13 protein-coding genes, 1 pseudogene and 1 riboswitch are annotated in these 16,380 nt (G+C 67.9%); of the genes and pseudogenes, 6 read left to right on the plus strand and 8 right to left on the minus strand.

Going from position 1 to position 16,380, the window contains the following annotated elements; translation table 11 throughout:
• Positions 1-14: 14 nt before the first annotated feature.
• Together BM198_RS01430 and BM198_RS01435 are read right to left on the minus strand one after the other, a co-directional pair.
• Positions 15-734: a 16S rRNA (uracil(1498)-N(3))-methyltransferase gene (locus tag BM198_RS01430; protein ID WP_074967214.1), complete on the minus strand. Its 720-nt coding sequence runs from the start codon at positions 732-734 to the stop codon at positions 15-17.
• A 68-nt stretch (positions 735-802) separates the two neighbouring features.
• Complete coding sequence (locus tag BM198_RS01435; protein WP_074967216.1) at positions 803-2,209, minus strand: adenosylmethionine--8-amino-7-oxononanoate transaminase; 1,407 nt, start codon at positions 2,207-2,209, stop codon at positions 803-805.
• A gap of 160 nt (positions 2,210-2,369) precedes the next feature.
• Here BM198_RS01435 and BM198_RS01440 point away from each other — a divergent pair.
• From BM198_RS01440 to BM198_RS01450, 3 genes and pseudogenes are all read left to right on the plus strand, one after another.
• Positions 2,370-3,845 (plus strand): annotated as a pseudogene (locus BM198_RS01440) (flavin monoamine oxidase family protein); the annotation flags it as partial.
• Between the two features lie 203 nt (positions 3,846-4,048).
• Positions 4,049-4,603, plus strand: coding sequence for a cytochrome b (locus BM198_RS01445; RefSeq protein WP_074967218.1), 555 nt, complete (start codon positions 4,049-4,051; stop codon positions 4,601-4,603).
• A 28-nt stretch (positions 4,604-4,631) separates the two neighbouring features.
• Positions 4,632-5,207, plus strand: a complete 576-nt coding sequence (locus BM198_RS01450) for a YceI family protein (protein WP_044403540.1) — start codon at positions 4,632-4,634, stop codon at positions 5,205-5,207.
• A gap of 126 nt (positions 5,208-5,333) precedes the next feature.
• On the opposite strand, the gene BM198_RS01455 is transcribed toward BM198_RS01450, so the two are convergent.
• The 5 genes from BM198_RS01455 to ahcY all read right to left on the minus strand — a co-directional run bounded on the left by BM198_RS01455 (position 5,334) and on the right by ahcY (position 12,890).
• A complete protein-coding gene (locus BM198_RS01455; RefSeq protein ID WP_074967220.1) occupies positions 5,334-7,202 on the minus strand; it encodes an RNA helicase RhlE2 in 1,869 nt (622 codons plus the stop codon).
• Positions 7,203-7,451: 249 nt separating this feature from the next.
• The gene (locus tag BM198_RS01460) at positions 7,452-8,177 is read right to left on the minus strand and encodes a DUF3142 domain-containing protein (RefSeq protein ID WP_074967222.1); all 726 of its coding nucleotides are present in this window, start codon (positions 8,175-8,177) and stop codon (positions 7,452-7,454) included.
• Positions 8,177-10,375 (minus strand): PA5441 family protein, encoded by a 2,199-nt coding sequence (locus tag BM198_RS01465; RefSeq protein WP_074967225.1) that lies wholly within the window; start codon positions 10,373-10,375, stop codon positions 8,177-8,179. The genes BM198_RS01460 and BM198_RS01465 overlap by 1 nt, the downstream gene beginning before the upstream one ends.
• A gap of 196 nt (positions 10,376-10,571) precedes the next feature.
• Complete coding sequence (gene metF, locus BM198_RS01470) at positions 10,572-11,417, minus strand: methylenetetrahydrofolate reductase [NAD(P)H] (protein WP_074967227.1); 846 nt, start codon at positions 11,415-11,417, stop codon at positions 10,572-10,574.
• Positions 11,418-11,480: 63 nt separating this feature from the next.
• Positions 11,481-12,890: an adenosylhomocysteinase gene (ahcY, locus tag BM198_RS01475; RefSeq protein ID WP_074967229.1), complete on the minus strand. Its 1,410-nt coding sequence runs from the start codon at positions 12,888-12,890 to the stop codon at positions 11,481-11,483.
• Between the two features lie 21 nt (positions 12,891-12,911).
• A riboswitch (S-adenosyl-L-homocysteine riboswitch) is annotated at positions 12,912-13,005 on the minus strand.
• Between the two features lie 171 nt (positions 13,006-13,176).
• Here ahcY and BM198_RS01480 point away from each other — a divergent pair.
• From BM198_RS01480 to BM198_RS01490, 3 genes are all read left to right on the plus strand, one after another.
• Entirely contained in the window at positions 13,177-13,566 is a 390-nt protein-coding gene (locus BM198_RS01480; protein ID WP_069559169.1) for an acyl-CoA thioesterase, read from the plus strand.
• A 102-nt stretch (positions 13,567-13,668) separates the two neighbouring features.
• Positions 13,669-14,055: an MAPEG family protein gene (locus BM198_RS01485; RefSeq protein WP_074967231.1), complete on the plus strand. Its 387-nt coding sequence runs from the start codon at positions 13,669-13,671 to the stop codon at positions 14,053-14,055.
• Positions 14,056-14,170: 115 nt separating this feature from the next.
• Entirely contained in the window at positions 14,171-14,623 is a 453-nt protein-coding gene (locus BM198_RS01490) for a c-type cytochrome (RefSeq protein ID WP_074967233.1), read from the plus strand.
• Here BM198_RS01490 and ligB read toward each other — a convergent pair.
• A complete protein-coding gene (gene ligB / locus BM198_RS01495) occupies positions 14,617-16,308 on the minus strand; it encodes an NAD-dependent DNA ligase LigB (RefSeq protein WP_074967235.1) in 1,692 nt (563 codons plus the stop codon). The two genes, BM198_RS01490 and ligB, sit on opposite strands and share 7 nt — an antisense overlap.
• Between the last annotated feature and the right edge of the window lie 72 nt (positions 16,309-16,380).

The following is a 16,380-nucleotide window of genomic DNA, read 5'->3' on the forward strand; positions in this document are numbered from 1 at the left end:
GCCGGCCTGTCCCCTTAGAAATCCCCCCACAACTGCTGGGCGACGCTCAGCGCCACCACCGGCGCGGTTTCCGTGCGCAGTACGCGTGGGCCCATGCGTGCCGCCTGGAAGCCTTGCTGCTGGGCCGCTTCCACTTCGGCGTCGGACAGCCCGCCCTCCGGGCCGATGAGGAACGCCAGCGTGGCTGGTCGTGCATGGCTGGCCAGGGGCTCGGCCACCGGGTGCAGGACCAGCTTGAGGTCCGCCTCCACCTGCTTCTGCCACTCCCCCAGCGTCACCGGTGGGTGGATCACCGGCAGCACCGAGCGGCCGCATTGCTCGCAGGCGCTGATGGCCACCTGGCGCCAGTGGGCCAGGCGCTTGTCGGCGCGTTCATCCTTCAGGCGCACTTCGCAGCGCTCGCTCACCAGGGGGGTGATCTCCGCCACGCCCAGCTCGGTGGCCTTCTGGATGGCCCAGTCCATGCGCTCGCCCCGGGACAGGCCTTGGCCGAGGTGGACCCGCAACGGCGACTCGGCCAGGCCGGCAAAGGCTTCGCGCAGTTCGACGCGGACGCTTTTCTTGCCGACCTCCACCAGTTCGCCTATGAATTCCTGGCCTGAACCGTCGAACAGCTGGACGGCATCACCTTCGGCCAGCCGCAGCACGCGACCGATGTAGTGGGCCTGGGCTTCGGGCAGGGCGTGTTGCCCGAGGGCGAGGGCGGCGTCGATGAAAAAGCGGGAAAGGCGCATGGATTCGGCGGGCTGAAGAGGGAAAGCCGCAAGCTTACCCGCTTCGCCGCCCGCCGTTAAACCGCCTGCTAGCCCGGATCGCGGTGATTGGGGTGCAGGTCGGCGGCGACGGCCACGCTCACCCCGTCACGGGTGGCGATGTCGATGCCTTCGCTGGCCACCTCGGCGAGGAAGTCGATCTCCTCCGGGGTGATCACGTAGGGCGGCAGGAAGTACACCACGTTGCCCAGCGGGCGCAGCAGGGCGCCGCGCTCCAGGGCGTGCTGGAACACCTTCAGGCCACGGCGCTCCTGCCAGGGGTAGGGCGTGCGGCTGGCCTTGTCCTGGACCATCTCCATGGCCAGCACCATGCCGGTCTGGCGGATCTCGGCGACGTGGGCGTGGTCGGCCAGGTGTGCGGTGGCGCTGGCCATGCGCGTGGCCAGGGCGCGGTTGGCCTCGATGACGTTGTCCTGCTCGAAGATGTCCAGGGTCGCCAGGGCGGCGGCGCAGGCCAGCGGGTTGCCGGTGTAGGTGTGCGAGTGGAGGAAGGCGCGCAGGGTCTGGTAGTCGTCGTAGAACCCCTGGTAGACGGCCTCCGAGGTGAGCACGGCGGCCATCGGCAGGTAGCCGCCGGTGAGTGCCTTGGAGAGCACCAGGAAGTCCGGGGCGATGCCGGCCTGCTCGCAGGCGAACATCGTGCCGGTGCGGCCGAAGCCGACGGCGATCTCGTCATGGATCAGGTGCACGCCGTAGCGGTCGCAGGCCTCGCGCAGCAGCGTGAGGTAGATCGGGTGGTACATGCGCATGCCGCCGGCGCCCTGGATCAGCGGCTCGACGATCACGGCGGCGACCTCTTCGTGGTGCTCGGCGAGGGTCTGCTCCATGTGGACGAACATGGCCCGCGAATGGGCCTCCCAGCTGACGCCTTCCGGGCGCAGGTAGCAGTCCGGGGTCGGCACCTTGAGGGTGTCCATCAGCAGGGATTTGTAGGTTTCGGTGAACAGCGCCACGTCGCCCACCGACATCGCCGCGACGGTTTCACCGTGGTAGCTGTTGGTCAGGGTAACGAAGCGCTTCTTGCGCTCCAGGCCCTGGTTGCGCCAGAAGTGGTAGCTCATCTTCAGCGCCACCTCGATGCCCGAGGAGCCGTTGTCGGCATAGAAGACCCGGTCCAGGCCCTGGGGCGTGAGCTTCACCAGGCGCTCGGACAGCTCGATCACCGGCTGGTGGCTGAAGCCGGCGAGGATGACGTGCTCCAGTTGCTCGACCTGGTCCTTGATGCGCTGGTTGATGCGCGGGTTGGCGTGGCCGAACACGTTGACCCACCAGGAGCTGACCGCGTCCAGGTAGCGCTTGCCTTCGAAGTCCTCCAGCCACACGCCCTCGCCACGGCGGATCGGTACCACCGGCAGGCGCTCGTGGTCCTTCATCTGGGTACAGGGGTGCCACAGCACGGCGAGGTCGCGCTGCATCCAGTCGGCGTTTTGGCCCATGGTCGGTCTCCGGAAAGGTCGGGGAAGCCTATGCAATAGGGGTGAGATGGACAAGCCGGCCGATCCGGCACATCGCCGACGGGGTTCTCTGGTGGGCCGGGGGCGCCTGGCGTATCCTGCGCGCCATTTGAAAGACGCTCGCTTTTCCTTGGGGGAACCAATGTCTGCTGCCTGGCTGCGCGGGTGCGCGCTGATCCTGATCGGTTTGTTCTGCGCCGGTGCGCAGGGCAAGGAGAAACAACCCGCTGCCATCGTCGTCGGTGGCGGCATGGCCGGCCTGACGGCGGCCTATGAACTGCAGCAGCAGGGCTGGCAGGTCACCCTGCTGGAGGCCAAGCCGTCCATCGGCGGCCGATCCGGCCTGGCCACCACCGAGTGGATCGGCTCCGCCAAGCTGCAGCCGACCCTGCATGCCTACCTCAAGGACTTCAAGCTCGGCACCGTCCCGGCGCCGGACTACGTGCGCGCCCCCGGCTACCTGGTGAATGGCCGCTACTTCACCGAGGCCGACCTGCTGAAGGAGGCGCCTTCCACCGTCGAGGGCCTGAAGCGCTTCGACAAGAGCCTGGATGACCTCGCCGCGTCCATCGAGGACCCGCTCAAGCCGCTGGTCAACCACACCCTGCAGAGCCTGGACGCCATCACCGCGTCCCGTTGGCTGGACAAGCTGGCCCTGCCGCCCACCGCCCGCGCCCTGGTGGACCAGCGCATCCGCTCCCGCTACGACGAGCCGTCGCGCCTGTCGCTGCTCTACCTGGCCCAGCAGGCCCGCGTCTACCGGGGCCTGCCGGAAGGCGACCTGCGCGCCGCGCGACTGCCCGGTGGCAGCGCGGCCCTGGCCCAGGCCGTGGCGAAGAAGCTGAAGACGGTGAAGACCAACGCCCGCGTCTCGGCCATCGTCCAGGACAAGGACGGCGTGACCGTGAAGGTCGGCGGCGCCGGCTACCGTGCCGACTACGTGGTGCTGGCCGTGCCGCTGCCGGCGATGGACAAGATCAGCCTCACCCCGGCGCTGTCGGCGCTGCAGCTCAAGGCGCTGAAGGACATCAACTACGGCTGGCGCGACCAGTTGCTGCTCAAGTTCAAGAAGCCGGTGTGGGGCAAGAGCCGCCTTTCCGGCGAGGTCTACAGCGACCAGGGCCTGGGCATGCTGTGGGTCGAGCCGGCCCTGAAGGGCGGCGCCAACCTGCTGGTGAACATCTCCGGCGACAGCGCGCGCCTGCTGCAGGCTTTCGGTGACCGGCAGATGGTGGACCAGGTGCTGATCCGCCTGGACAAGTTCTTCCCCGGTGCCCGCGAGCAGTTCCAGGGCTTCGAGGTCCGCCGCTATGGCAAGGATGCGCTGGCCGGTGGCGCCTACCTGGCCTACGGCCCGGGCGAGATCAGCCAGTACTGGCGCCTGTGGGAAAAGCCGCTGCAGCGGGTGATCTTCGCCGGCGAGCACACCGACGCCCTCTACCCGGGCACTCTGGAAGGCGCCCTGCGCAGTGGCCAGCGCGCCGCCGGCCAGGCCCGCGACCTGTTCGCCGGCAAACCGCTGGAGCCTGTGGAACCGGTCGCCGCCGCTGCACCTGCGGCCCCGGCCAAGGCCGAGGCCGCCAAGTCGGAGAAGAAGGGCTTCTTCTCCTGGCTGTTCTGATCCTCTCGCCCCTCCACCCGTCCGGCGGCTGTGCCAGCCGTCGGACATCTCTGTCAGGCCTGTCCTATCGCTAAATTTTCGGCGCGCTGGGTCGTCTTCAATGATCGTATTGCTCGATATTTCAAAGCGACATTTTCTACTTTAATTCGATCTTTTTGCCGCTAGGCTTGTGGCCATTCGTTTTCAAGGGACCCTTCCTGATGCAGTGGCGCAACACTTCCGACCGCTTCGGCGCAATCAGCATTTTCCTGCACTGGGGCGTAGCCCTGGTGGTCTTCGGCCTGTTCGGGCTGGGGCTGTGGATGGTCGGCCTGGACTACTACAGCAGCTGGTACAAGACCGCCCCGGATATCCACAAGGGCATCGGCGTGCTGCTGTTCCTGGTGATGGGCCTGCGCCTGGTGTGGCGCTTCCTGAGCCCGCCGCCGCCGGCACCCGCCAATCACGGCCGCATGACCCGCCTGGGTTCGAAGCTGGGCCACCTGGCGTTGTACGCCGGCCTCTTCGCCCTGATGATCTCCGGCTACCTGATCTCCACCGCCGATGGCCGTGGCATCGAGGTATTCGGTCTGTTCGAAGTGCCCGCCACCCTGACCACCATTCCCGACCAGGAAGACGTGGCCGGTGTGGTCCACGAGTACCTCGCCTGGGGCCTGGTGATCTTCGCCGGCCTGCATGCCCTGGCCGCCCTCAAGCACCACTTCATCGATCGCGACGCCACCCTGGTCCGCATGCTCGGGCGCGCCGCCAAATAACGCTGCACCCTCACAAGGAGAAACACCGATGCTGAAGAAATCCCTCGCCGCGCTGACCCTCGGTGCCGCCCTGTTCGCTGGCCAGGCCATGGCTGCCGACTACGTCATCGACAAGCAGGGCCAGCACGCCTTCGTCAACTTCAAGATCAGCCACCTGGGCTACAGCTGGCTCTACGGCACCTTCAAGGACTTCGACGGCACCTTCAGCTTCGACGCCAAGGCGCCCGAAGCCAGCAAGGTGAAGGTCGAGCTGAAGACCGGCAGTGTCGACACCAACCATGCCGAGCGTGACAAGCACATCAAGAGCGGTGACTTCCTGAACGTCAGCAAGCACCCGACCGCCACCTTCGAGTCCACCGGTGTGAAATCCACCGGCGAAGGCACCGCCGACGTGACCGGCAACCTGACCCTCAACGGCGTGACCAAGCCGGTGGTGATCAAGGCCAAGTTCATCGGCGAAGGCAGCGACCCGTGGGGCGGCTACCGTGCCGGTTTCGAAGGCACCACCACCCTGAAGCTGAAGGACTTCGACATCCAGAAGGACCTCGGCCCGGCTTCCCAGGAAGTCGAGCTGATCATCTCCTTCGAAGGTGTGCGCAAGTAACCTTCCCCAAGGAAATGGAAACGCCGGCGCAAGCCGGCGTTTCTGTTTCTGGCAGTTGGCCTGGCGTTACCGGGCACTGCACATGAAAACGCCGGCTTTGGCCGGCGTTTTCAATGGGGCTTGCTGTCAGCGGTTGCGGGTCAGCAGGGCGGGCTTCTCACCGCGCGGCCGGTTGCCGTTGCTCAGCTCATCCAGTTGCTCCGGCGTCGGGAAACGGTCGGCGCGGGATTCCTTGTGGATGATCTTCGGGGCTGGCTTGCGCGGCTCCTGAACGGCCGGCTCCTCGCGACGACGGGGTTCTTCCCGACGACCCTGGTTGCCGCCGCCCTGGGCGCGCTGGCCGCCACTGCCGCCACGGCGCTGGCCATTGCCACCACCGCTGCCGCCGGCGCCACCCTGGTTGCGGGAGCGACCGCCATTGCCAGCGCCGCCGCCGCCGTTGCTGCGGGCGCCCTGGCCTTGGCCTTGACCATTGCCGCCGCGACGGCCGCGGCCCTTGTCCTGGTACGGGCTGACGTAGTCGGCGCGGTTGCCGAAGTTGTCCACGTCATCGTCCAGGAACTCTTCCGGGTCGCGGTCCCTCGGGACCGGCGGCGGGCCGGCAGGGCGGGAGTTCTGCTTGCCGGCCGGGTTCGCCGACTGCTGCTGCGGCTGGGCGCCGTCCGCCTTGCCCTTGCCTTTGCCGCGACGCTTGCGGCTCTTCTTGGCCTTGCCTTCGCCATCGGCGGCAGCCGTCTGGGCGGCCTGGGGCTTGTCGCCGTTGCTCGGCTCGCGCTTGGGCTTGTCGGCGCGGGGCTTGCGCTCCGGCTTCGGCGGGCGGGCCTCGGGGCGCTCGGCCTCGACGGTGGAGGGATCGAAGCCCTGCAGGTCGCCGTCGGGGATGCGCTGCTTGGTCAGGCGCTCGATAGCCTTGAGCAGTTTCTCTTCGTCCGGGGCCACCAGCGAGATGGCCTCGCCACTGCGCCCGGCACGGCCGGTACGGCCGATGCGGTGGACGTAGTCTTCCTCGACGTTGGGCAGCTCGTAGTTGACCACGTGGGGCAACTGGTCGATGTCCAGGCCGCGCGCGGCGATGTCGGTGGCCACGAGGATGCGGATGGCGTTGGCCTTGAAGTCGGCCAGGGCCTTGGTGCGGGCGTTCTGGCTCTTGTTGCCGTGGATCGCGGCGGCCGGCAGGCCGTGCTTGTCCAGGTACTCGGCCAGGCGGTTGGCGCCGTGCTTGGTGCGGGTGAAGACCAGCACCTGTTCCCAGGCGCCGACGGTGACCAGGTGCGCCAGCAGGGCGCGCTTCTGGTTGGCCGGCAGGCGGAACACGCGCTGCTCGATGCGTTCGACCGTGGTGTTCGGCGGCGTGACCTCGATGCGCTCGGGGTCTTGCAGCAGCTTGTTCGCCAGGTCGGTGATGTCCTTGGAGAAGGTCGCCGAGAACAGCAGGTTCTGGCGCTGCGCAGGCAGGCGCGCGAGGACCTTCTTGACGTCGTGGATGAAGCCCATGTCGAGCATGCGGTCGGCTTCGTCCAGCACCAGGATCTCCACGTGGGAGAGGTCGATGCTGCCCTGGCCCATCAGGTCCAGCAGGCGGCCGGGGCAGGCCACCAGCACGTCGACGCCCTTGGACAGGGCCTGCACCTGGGGATTCATGCCGACACCGCCGAAGATGCAGGCGCTGGCCAGGGGCAGGTCGCGCGCATACACCTTGAAGCTGTCGTGCACCTGGGCAGCCAGCTCGCGGGTCGGGGTCAGGACCAGTACCCGGGCCTGGCGCGCGGCGCGGCGGTGGGACTTGTCCGGGTGACCGTTGGGGAAGAGGCGTTCGAGAACCGGAAGGGCGAAGCCCCCGGTCTTGCCAGTGCCAGTCTGCGCCGCAACCATCAGGTCGCGACCTTGCAACACGGCGGGAATGGCCCGCTGTTGCACGGGAGTGGGCTGGGCGTAGCCGGCGGCTTCCACCGCGCCGACTAATGCCTCGGAGAGACCGAGGGAGGCAAAGGACATGGATGATCCTGTCTAGTTAGGGCTGGGCCCGGGGGACTTGTCAGCCTGGCGAGGTACTGGACGAAAAATGCTTTTCGTACAGGCCTTAGCAGCCGCTACGGGGAGCGCGGTGCCGTCCGGTCCCACTGGCGGAATGGAGGGCCAGTGTCCGGGCGAATGCCTGGCGGGAGCGCGGAGTATAACAGAGGCTTTCCCGTGTGCAGCCCATTCAACTGCTCAACGGTTCGACCGATTCACATCCCGGCGCGTTCAAGGATTCAGCAGGAACACCACATAGCCCCTGAACCAGGGGCTCGCTGCCAGGTAGTCGGGCGCCTGCCATTCACCGTTCTGCACCAGGCCGATGCGGAACGGCAGGCGCAGGCGTGCCACGCGCGGCAGGTAGCGGCCGTACTCGGGGATGGTGTGGCGGCCCTGGTAGGTCTGCACCACCACTTCGTCCACCACCTGGGCCAGGCGGTTGATCACCTCGGGATCGCCGTTGCTGCCCCAGTCGAGCAGGCCGGTGATGCTCAGGCGGTACTCGGGCGGCAGGCGCTGGCGCAGGCCCTGGAGGAAGTCGGCGTACTCGGCCAGGTAGAGGGTGCCGGCGTCGAAGTCGATCTGGATGCCGGTGACGGTGTTGCCGGCACGCTTCCAGCGTGACAGCTGGGCCAGCAGGGTCCGGTGCACGTCCTCGGTCCAGCGCAGGGTGTGGGCGCGATAGACCACCCAGATCTCGCCCTGGCGCAGGCGTGGCACGGCCATGCCCTGGGCGATGAAGCGCGCCGCCGGATCGCCCGCACGGCGCGGCCCGTCGATCTGGCCCTGGAGGATGTAGAGGGTCTTGGCCTTGGCCAGCAGGGGTTGCGGACGCACGCCGCTCCACAGCCAGAAGGCATCGTGGGCGGCGGCGTCGACCCGCTCGCTGGCGCCGAGCAGCGGGCTGGCCAGGATCAGGCCGAGGGCCAGGAGCCTGGCGAACCCGAGGGGCATCACCAGTAGTACTTCAGCGCCTCGGCCCAGGGGCTCTTGGCGTAGCGCGTCTTCAGCGCCTGGAACCACTGCTTGCGCTGGGCCTTGCTGATGTCCTGGCCGTCGCAGGTGTTGTAGCCGGCGGGGGCGTAGCAGTTCACGGCGCGGTACAGGGCGTAGGCGCGGTCGTCATCGCTGGCCTTGGCGTCGTCGATCACCGCCATGTAGCCGACCAGGCGCGAGTACGGCTTGCCGGGGAACTGGCTGGCCGAGCCGCCCAGTTCGTCCTTCGGCGGCTGGGTGTTGAGGCTGAAGCCGTCGAAGCCGTTGGTGCGGATGAACTCGCCGAGGCAGTTGCCGGCCTGGGCGTCCTTGGCGTTGCCCTGCAGGCGGGTGGCCACCTCGGTCAGGCTCGGGCAGGCATAGCCGTCCTGCTGGCCGGTCCAGGCGAACCGACCCACCGCCAGCTCGTTGCCGTCCTCGACCTTGGGCGCCGGGGAGGGGATCAGCGGCTGGTCCTTGAGGAAGGCGGCGTAGTCGCCGAACACCAGGTCCTTGTAGAGCAGGGTGAACAGTGCGGTGTCGCGTTCGCGCTGCGGCGCGGCGCTTTCCACCGCCTGGCGGCGCAGCAGGTCGGCGGAGGCGACGTTGCGCAGGAGGATCTCCCGGATCGGCGCGGTGCGCACCGGCGAGTCGGCGGTGAACAGGGCATCGACCTGGCCCACACGGGAGCGGTTGAGGGCGATGGCCAGTTCCAGCTGGCCGCGCTGCAGCTCGCTGGGCTGGCGTTGCAGCAGGCGCTGCCAGAGCGCGTAGGCGCCTTCGGCATCCCCCTTGGCTTCCAGGGCCAGGCCGCGCAGGGTTTCCTGGCTGAAGGTGACCAGGTCCAGGCGCGCCTGCGGGTCTTCCGCCGGCAGGGCCGCCAGGGCCTTGGCGGCATCGTGGCCCCGGTAGAAGTGCCAGGCGGCGACCAGGTAGGCGTGCAGCGCCGGGCGGTCGGCGAAGCGCTGCTTCTGTGCCTGCAGTTGCTCCAGGCTGATCAGCGGCGGCTCGCCTTCGGCCGGGCGACGCAGGCGCATCAGGTCGGCCATGGCCAGCAGGGCAGTGTCCTGCAGGTCCTCGGGCTTCAGCGCGGGCAGCAGCTTGACGTCCAACTCTTCCACCAGCTCGGGCAGGCCGAGGTTGCGCTTGGCGTCGTCCTGGGCGAACTGCCAGGCGAATTCGGCGGCGAAGCGACGGTTGTCGTCCAGTAGCCAGTAGATGCGGCGCAGCAGGCCGCGTGCGGAGGCGGCGTAGGCGCCTTCCGGGTAGGCGGCGAGGTAGGCCTTGAATTCGTTGTCGCTGGCGTCCAGCAGGGTGCGGTCCACCTTGGCCAGGTCAGGGATGCCGTATTCGTCGAACGCACCTTCCTGGGCCTGGTTCAGCGAGACACGGGCCTTCAGGTACAGGGCGGCTTCCTTGATCCAGGGCTGGGGGCTGTCGGCCAGTTGGGTGAAGCGCTCGCGGGCTGTGCCGAAGTCACCCCGGTAGAAGGCGTCGGCGCCCGTCAGGTAGGCGAGGTACGCCTGGCCGTCGGCGGAGGTGACGGTGCCGGCGGTCGGCAGCACGTCGGCCGGTTGCGGGTCGCCTTCGCCACACACGGTCAGCAGGTTCACCCGGCTGATGGCCAGGGCCTTGCGCTCTTCGGCAGACAGGCTGCTGGTGCTGGCCAACTGCTCGACGAAGGCCTGGGTGGTGTCCAGGTTGTTGGTGCGGCAGCGGCTGCCTTCGCCTTCGGCGAACTGCTGTTCGGCCAGGGCGCCGTCCTCCAGCTTCACGCCGATCTGCTCCAGGGCCAGGGACAGGTTCTCCACCCGCGGCGAGACCGACTCGGTGGCGGTGGTGTCCACGTCCGTCGGCGCCTCGGTGGCTTCGCTCTCCGGGGCGGCCGGGTTGAGCATGTCCAGGGCGAAGGGCGCCTGGGCGTAGCCGCCTTCGTAGTCACTGGATGCTTGCAGCGGGCTCGGCAGGCTCAGGCGGCCCGCATCGGCGAGCAGCAGCTTGAGGTTGGCGCGGCTGTCGTTGCCCGGGCTGAGGAAGGGCAGGTTGCTGCAGGTGTTCAGGTTGTCTTCCACCAGCGCCCAGGTGGGGCTGCAGAAGAAGTCGAAGCTGGCGTGTGCGGCAGGGCTGGCGAGCCCGCCGAGGATCAGCAGCGGGAGGAGGCGTGGCGAGGTCTTCATGGCATCGTCCTTGGAAGGAGGGGCCGGTGCGGTTCCGCCACCGGCCTTGGTCTCTAACGGGTCTCTAAACGCTACCTGCGTTGTCATCGCCGCGTTGAGAACAGGCTCAAAGTGCTCATTCGCGCCGGATGAATTGCGCGCTTTTGCCTGTGCCTGCCTGTGCGCCGATGGCCTCGCCCGGGTTTCCGGATGCGCCCTAGCGCGGCAGCTTGAGGTTGTTCCAGATCGCGAGGCTGGGCTCGGCCTGGTTCAGGGTGTAGAAGTGCAGGCCCGGGGCGCCGCCTTGCAGCAGGCGTTCGCACATCTCGGTGATCACCTGCTCGCCGAAGGCCTGGATGCTGGCCGTGTCGTCGGCGTAGGCCTCCAGTTGCTTGCGCACCCAGCGCGGGATCTCTGCGCCGCAGGCGTCGGAGAAGCGTGCCAGCTTGCTGTAGTTGGTGATCGGCATGATGCCCGGGACGATCGGGATCTCGACGCCTTGCTGGCGGACGCGATCGACGAAGTAGAAGTAGCTGTCGGCGTTGAAGAAGTACTGGGTGATGGCGCTGTCGGCACCGGCCTTCACCTTGTTGACGAAGTGCTTGAGGTCTTCTTCGAAATTGCGTGCCTGGGGGTGCACCTCGGGGTAGGCGGCCACTTCGATGTGGAAGTGATCACCGGTCTCGGCGCGGATGAATTCCACCAGGTCGTTGGCGTGGCGCAGCTCGCCGCTGGCCATGCCCATGCCGGAGGGCAGGTCGCCGCGCAGGGCGACGATGCGCCGGATGCCGGCGTCCTTGTAGTGGGCCAGCAGGGCACGCAGTTCGGCTTTGCTGTCGCCGACGCAGGACAGGTGCGGGGCGGTCGGCACCTGGATCTCGCCATCCAGTTGCAGCACGGTCTGCAGGGTGCGGTCGCGGGTGGAACCACCGGCGCCGTAGGTGCAGGAGAAGAAATCAGGTTTGTAGCCGGCGAAGGTGCGGGCAGTGGCCAGGAGCTTCTCGTGGCCGGCCTCGGTCTTCGCGGGGAAGAATTCGAAGCTGTAACGACGGTCTTGGGACATGGAAAGCAGTCTCTTTCCAGCGGCAGGCCGCGGACCGCGTTTGCGGTCCACGGCCTGGGGCTGTCAGTAGCGGTAGGTGTCCGGCTTGAACGGGCCTTCGACAGTGACGCCGATGTAGTCGGCCTGCTGCTTGGTCAGTTGGGTGACCACGCCGCCGAAGCCCTTGACCATCTCCAAGGCCACTTCCTCGTCCAGCTTCTTGGGCAGGACTTCCACGGTCAGGCGCTCGGCTTTCTTCTCGGCAGAGAGGTCGGCGAACTTCTGTTCGAACAGGAAGATCTGCGCCAGTACCTGGTTGGCGAAGGAGCCGTCCATGATGCGGCTCGGGTGGCCGGTGGCGTTGCCCAGGTTCACCAGGCGGCCTTCGGCCAGCAGGATCAGGTAGTCGTCGTTGGCCGGATCGAAGCTGCCGGCGCCGGTGCGGTGGATCTTGTGCACCTGCGGCTTGACCTCTTCCCACGCCCAGTTCTTGCGCATGAAAGCGGTGTCGATCTCGTTGTCGAAGTGGCCGATGTTGCACACCACGGCGCGCTTCTTCAGCGCCTTGAGCATGTGGGCGTCGCAGACGTTGACGTTGCCGGTGGTGGTGACGATCAGGTCGATCTTGCCCAGCAGGGCGGCGTCGATGCTGGCTTCGGTGCCGTCATTGATGCCGTCCTTGTAGGGGGAGACCAGCTCGAAGCCGTCCATGCAGGCCTGCATGGCGCAGATCGGGTCGATCTCGGAGACCTTCACGATCATGCCTTCCTGGCGCAGGGACTGGGCGGAGCCCTTGCCCACGTCGCCGTAGCCGATTACCAGGGCCTGCTTGCCGGACAGCAGGTGGTCGGTGCCGCGCTTGATGGCGTCGTTCAGGCTGTGGCGGCAACCGTACTTGTTGTCGTTCTTGCTCTTGGTGACCGCGTCGTTGACGTTGATCGCCGGGACTTTCAGGGTGCCCGCCTTGAGCATGTCCAGCAGGCGGTGCACGCCGGTGGTGGTCTCTTCGGTGATGCCGTGGATCCTGTCCAGCATCTGCGGGTACTTCTTGTGCAGGATCTCGGTCAGGTCACCGCCGTCGTCCAGCACCATGTTGGCGTCCCAGGGCTTGCCGTCCTTGAGGATGGTCTGCTCGATGCACCACTCGTACTCCTGCTCGGTCTCGCCCTTCCAGGCGAACACCGGGATGCCGGCGGCGGCGATGGCGGCAGCGGCCTGGTCCTGGGTGGAGAAGATGTTGCAGGACGACCAGCGCACTTCGGCGCCCAGGGCGACCAGGGTCTCGATCAGGACGCCGGTCTGGATGGTCATGTGGATGCAGCCGAGGATCTTCGCGCCTTTCAGCGGTTGGCTGGCAGCGTACTTGCGACGCAGGCCCATCAGGGCCGGCATCTCGGACTCGGCGATGGTCAGTTCCTTGCGGCCCCAGTCGGCCAGGGAAATGTCGGCGACCTTGTAATCGTTGAAATCGGCAGGCGTGATGACAGCGCTCATGCGAACTCTCCATTCGTTGGGTGCGAATGGGCGCCGTTGATGCGTTTGGGGAACGCCCCATCCGAGCCTGACAGGCGCCATCGAAGACAGCCCTGCTGCAGCGCCCCTCGGACAGGTGGCGGGAACGGCCCGGTGGGCCGTTTGAAGCGGTGGAGATTATAGCGGCCCGAACGGCACTCCCCAAGGCTTTCCGTCTGCTGCTATCGAGGCGATTGAGTGCGTCGCTTGGACGAGCCGACAGCACCCTGCGATCATCGCGCCGTCACTCGCCAACCGGAGGGATTCCATGAATTTCCACACCCGCAAATGGGTCAAGCCCGAGGACCTCAACCCCAACGGCACGCTGTTCGGCGGCAGCCTGCTGAAGTGGATCGACGAAGAGGCCGCCATCTACGCCATCATCCAGCTGGGCAGCCAGCGGGTGGTGACCAAGCTGATGTCGGAGATCAATTTCGTCAGCTCCGCGCGCCAGGGCGACATCATCGAGCTGGGCATCACCGCCACCGAGTTCGGCCGCACCTCCCTGACCCTGCGCTGCGAAGTGCGCAACAAGATCACCCGCAAGAGCATCCTCACCATCGACCGCATGGTCTTCGTCAACCTCGGCGACGACGGCAAGCCTGCTGCCCACGGCAAGACCGAGATCACCTACATCCGCGACCAGTTCAAGGACTAGCGCCGGATTGGCCGCCGTGCCGCGACCCCGGTTGCGGCGGCCATGGACAGCCCCGGCCAGGGCTGGGAGGCTCCGCGCTCCCCTTCCTGACTGGAGCCCGCCATGACCCTTGCCTACTGGTGCCTGCTGATCGCCCTGTTCCTGCCCTACCTCTCCACGGGGGTGGCGAAGTTCACCGGGGGTGATTTCGGGCCCCGGCAGAACCACGACCCGCGCACCTTCCTCGCCGGCCTCACCGGCTGGCGCAAGCGTGCCGACAACGCCCAGCACAACGCCTTCGAGGTCACGCCGGCCTTTGCCGCCGCGCTGCTGGCCGCTCACCAGATCGGCCAGGCGCCGCAGCAGACCCTCGACCTGCTGGCCGTCGGTTTCGTGGTCAGTCGCGTGGTGTATTTCGTCTGCTACCTGGCGGACTGGGCGCTGCTGCGTTCGCTGGTGTGGTTCATCGGCATGGCACTGATCGCCGCGTTCTTCTTCGTGTCCGCTTGACGGGCGACGCCGCCGGGCGGACAGGGCTGCGACAAACTGTCGCCACCCTTGGTATTTGCCCGGCGGGTGTCGATACTGTGCGCCCCCGCCGCCAGCCGTTCGGTGCACCGCTCCCATGAAGACGATCCCTGCCCTGATCCTGCTTTCCGCCTGCCTCGCCCTGACCGCCTGTGGCGGTGTCGACCCCAACTCCCCGCTGGGCAAGCGCCAGGCACTGTTCAAGCAGATGCTCCATGTCAGCGAAGACATGGGCGGCATGCTGCGCGGGCGGGTGACCTTCGACGAGCAGAAATTCGCCGACAACGCCAAGCAGCTGGACCAGTTGGCCCACCAGCCTTGGCAGCACTTCCCCCAGGTTCGCGAGGATGAGCACGGCAGCGATGCCCGTGACGAAGTGTGGCAGCGCCAGGAGCGCTTCCAGACCCTGGCTCGCGAGCTGGAGGCCGCCACCGGCCAACTGGCGACTGCCACGGCCAACCGCCCGCTGCAGCCCCAGGCCATGGCGCCGCTGGTGCAGAAGGTGGAAGACGCCTGCGAGGCCTGCCACAAGGAATTCCGCGCCTACTGAGCCGGCGCGAAACCCTCCACGCCCGCCGCTTCCAGGCGGGCGGCCAGGTCGGCGACCTGCGGATGATGAAAGAACGCCTTTAGCTGCGCGGCCCGCTTCGGGCCCACGCCAGGGCGCTGTCGCCAATCGGCCTCATCGAGCGCGGCCAGCGCTCGCCAGTCTGCTCCTTCAGCGACGCTATGCCCCGGCGGTGCCCCCAGTGCCTTCAGCCAGTCGGCGAATGGTCGGCTCAGGGCCCGCTCCCGGGCCTCGTGGAAGGCCTGGCTGCGCGCGTGGGAAAAGCCCGGCACCGTGTCGAGGCGGGTGGTTTCCAGGTCCAGCCAGTCCAGCAGCCCCTCCAGCGTTCCGGCCTGCAGCAACTGTTCCCAGGTGCCGGCGCCGATGCCGCGCATGTCCAGCCCCTGCTTGCCCGAGAGCCAGTCCAGGCGGGCGAGAAACTGGGGGCGACACATGGCCTCCGGCGTCCAGCAGCTCAGGGGGTGGAACAGGGCCGGGTCGGGCGCCTCCAGTGCCGGGCGTTCCACCGCGCGGGTCACCACCGCGTCCACCCTCGGAATGGTCAGCCCGGCCAGTGCGACCGCGACCCGATCACCGGGGCGGACGTCCAGCGCTTGCCAGCGTTCCAGGGAGCCCAGGCCGACACGCTGGATGCGTCGGTCCTCCAGGGTGACCGGCTCCAGGTGCAGCAGGGGTGTGATGCGCCCGGTGCGGCCGATTCGGAACTCCACCCGGCGCACTTCGGCCAGTGCCTGGGCGAAGGGGTACTTCCAGGCCACTGCCCAGTGGGGCGGTCGTGGCTCCCAGGTGTGTGGTGCCGGCGCGCGACCCTGGCGCACCACGATGCCGTCGCTGGCGAAGGGCAGGGGCGAGCGGTACCACTGCTCGCGCAGCTTCTCGACCTCGGCGGCGCTGTGCACCGGGCGGGTCAGTCGACGGGTGTCGTCCAGGCCCAGTTGTGCCAGGCGATCGAGCCGCGCCGCCATCTCGAGCGGGCCGCCGGGCCAGTCCCAGACGAACAAGCCAATGCCTGCTGCATCCTCGTCACTCAGTCGCTGGCGCGCCATCAGTCCGGCGACCCGTCCCCGCGCACCCTGGCCGCCTGCTTGTGCCTGCACGTGGCCGGGGCGCTTCCAGTACAGCTCACCCTGCAGGACCTGCCGCCCGGCCAGTCCCGGCAGCTCGGTGGGGACTGCCGGCAACTGGCGGGCGCGGGCCGTCCAGTCTTCGCCCTGGCGCCCGTCGCCCCGGCTGATCGCCTGGGCCAGGTGGCCGTCCTGGTACACCAGGGTCACGGCCACGCCGTCCACCTTGGGTTGCACCCAGAAGTCCTCGCGCCCCCGCATCCAGCGGGCGAGGGCGCTGGCATCGGCCAGCTTGTCGAGGCCGGTCTGGGGCACCGGGTGCAGCTGCTTGCCGCCGGCGCCGTCGAGCGGATCGGGTGGGGTGCCCGCCACGGTGGGGAAGCACCGGCCGAGTCGGTCGCGTTCGGCCAGTGCCTGGTCGTACAGCTCGTCCGCTACGGGCGAGTGACCTTCGAGGTGATAGGCCTGGTTCCAGGCGGCGAGCTGGGTGTCCAGGGCGGTGAGTTCCTGGTGGGCCTTGTCTGCAGGCCAGTCGGGGCAGGAGGGGGTGGCGAAGGTGGCGACGGGGAGGGTCAGCAGGAGCAGCAGGGTGGCGATGCGCATGGTGCCTCCAATGAGCGCGTCCTGGCGGAAGAGTCTCGGTGCTGCAGGGCGCGGAGGGGGGGGGGCGCGGTG

The organism is Metapseudomonas otitidis, assembly GCF_900111835.1.
Lineage (GTDB): Bacteria > Pseudomonadota > Gammaproteobacteria > Pseudomonadales > Pseudomonadaceae > Metapseudomonas > Metapseudomonas otitidis.

What these genes read in the sequence shown, in the direction of transcription:
- BM198_RS01430 (WP_074967214.1), bottom strand. Translation starts at nt 734, where the DNA reads ATGCGCCTTTCCCGCTTTTTCATCGACGCCGCCCTCGCCCTCGGGCAA.
- BM198_RS01435 (WP_074967216.1), bottom strand. Translation starts at nt 2,209, where the DNA reads ATGGGCCAAAACGCCGACTGGATGCAGCGCGACCTCGCCGTGCTGTGG.
- BM198_RS01445 (WP_074967218.1), top strand. Translation starts at nt 4,049, where the DNA reads ATGCAGTGGCGCAACACTTCCGACCGCTTCGGCGCAATCAGCATTTTC.
- BM198_RS01450 (WP_044403540.1), top strand. Translation starts at nt 4,632, where the DNA reads ATGCTGAAGAAATCCCTCGCCGCGCTGACCCTCGGTGCCGCCCTGTTC.
- BM198_RS01455 (WP_074967220.1), bottom strand. Translation starts at nt 7,202, where the DNA reads ATGTCCTTTGCCTCCCTCGGTCTCTCCGAGGCATTAGTCGGCGCGGTG.
- BM198_RS01460 (WP_074967222.1), bottom strand. Translation starts at nt 8,177, where the DNA reads ATGCCCCTCGGGTTCGCCAGGCTCCTGGCCCTCGGCCTGATCCTGGCC.
- BM198_RS01465 (WP_074967225.1), bottom strand. Translation starts at nt 10,375, where the DNA reads ATGAAGACCTCGCCACGCCTCCTCCCGCTGCTGATCCTCGGCGGGCTC.
- metF (WP_074967227.1), bottom strand. Translation starts at nt 11,417, where the DNA reads ATGTCCCAAGACCGTCGTTACAGCTTCGAATTCTTCCCCGCGAAGACC.
- ahcY (WP_074967229.1), bottom strand. Translation starts at nt 12,890, where the DNA reads ATGAGCGCTGTCATCACGCCTGCCGATTTCAACGATTACAAGGTCGCC.
- BM198_RS01480 (WP_069559169.1), top strand. Translation starts at nt 13,177, where the DNA reads ATGAATTTCCACACCCGCAAATGGGTCAAGCCCGAGGACCTCAACCCC.
- BM198_RS01485 (WP_074967231.1), top strand. Translation starts at nt 13,669, where the DNA reads ATGACCCTTGCCTACTGGTGCCTGCTGATCGCCCTGTTCCTGCCCTAC.
- BM198_RS01490 (WP_074967233.1), top strand. Translation starts at nt 14,171, where the DNA reads ATGAAGACGATCCCTGCCCTGATCCTGCTTTCCGCCTGCCTCGCCCTG.
- ligB (WP_074967235.1), bottom strand. Translation starts at nt 16,308, where the DNA reads ATGCGCATCGCCACCCTGCTGCTCCTGCTGACCCTCCCCGTCGCCACC.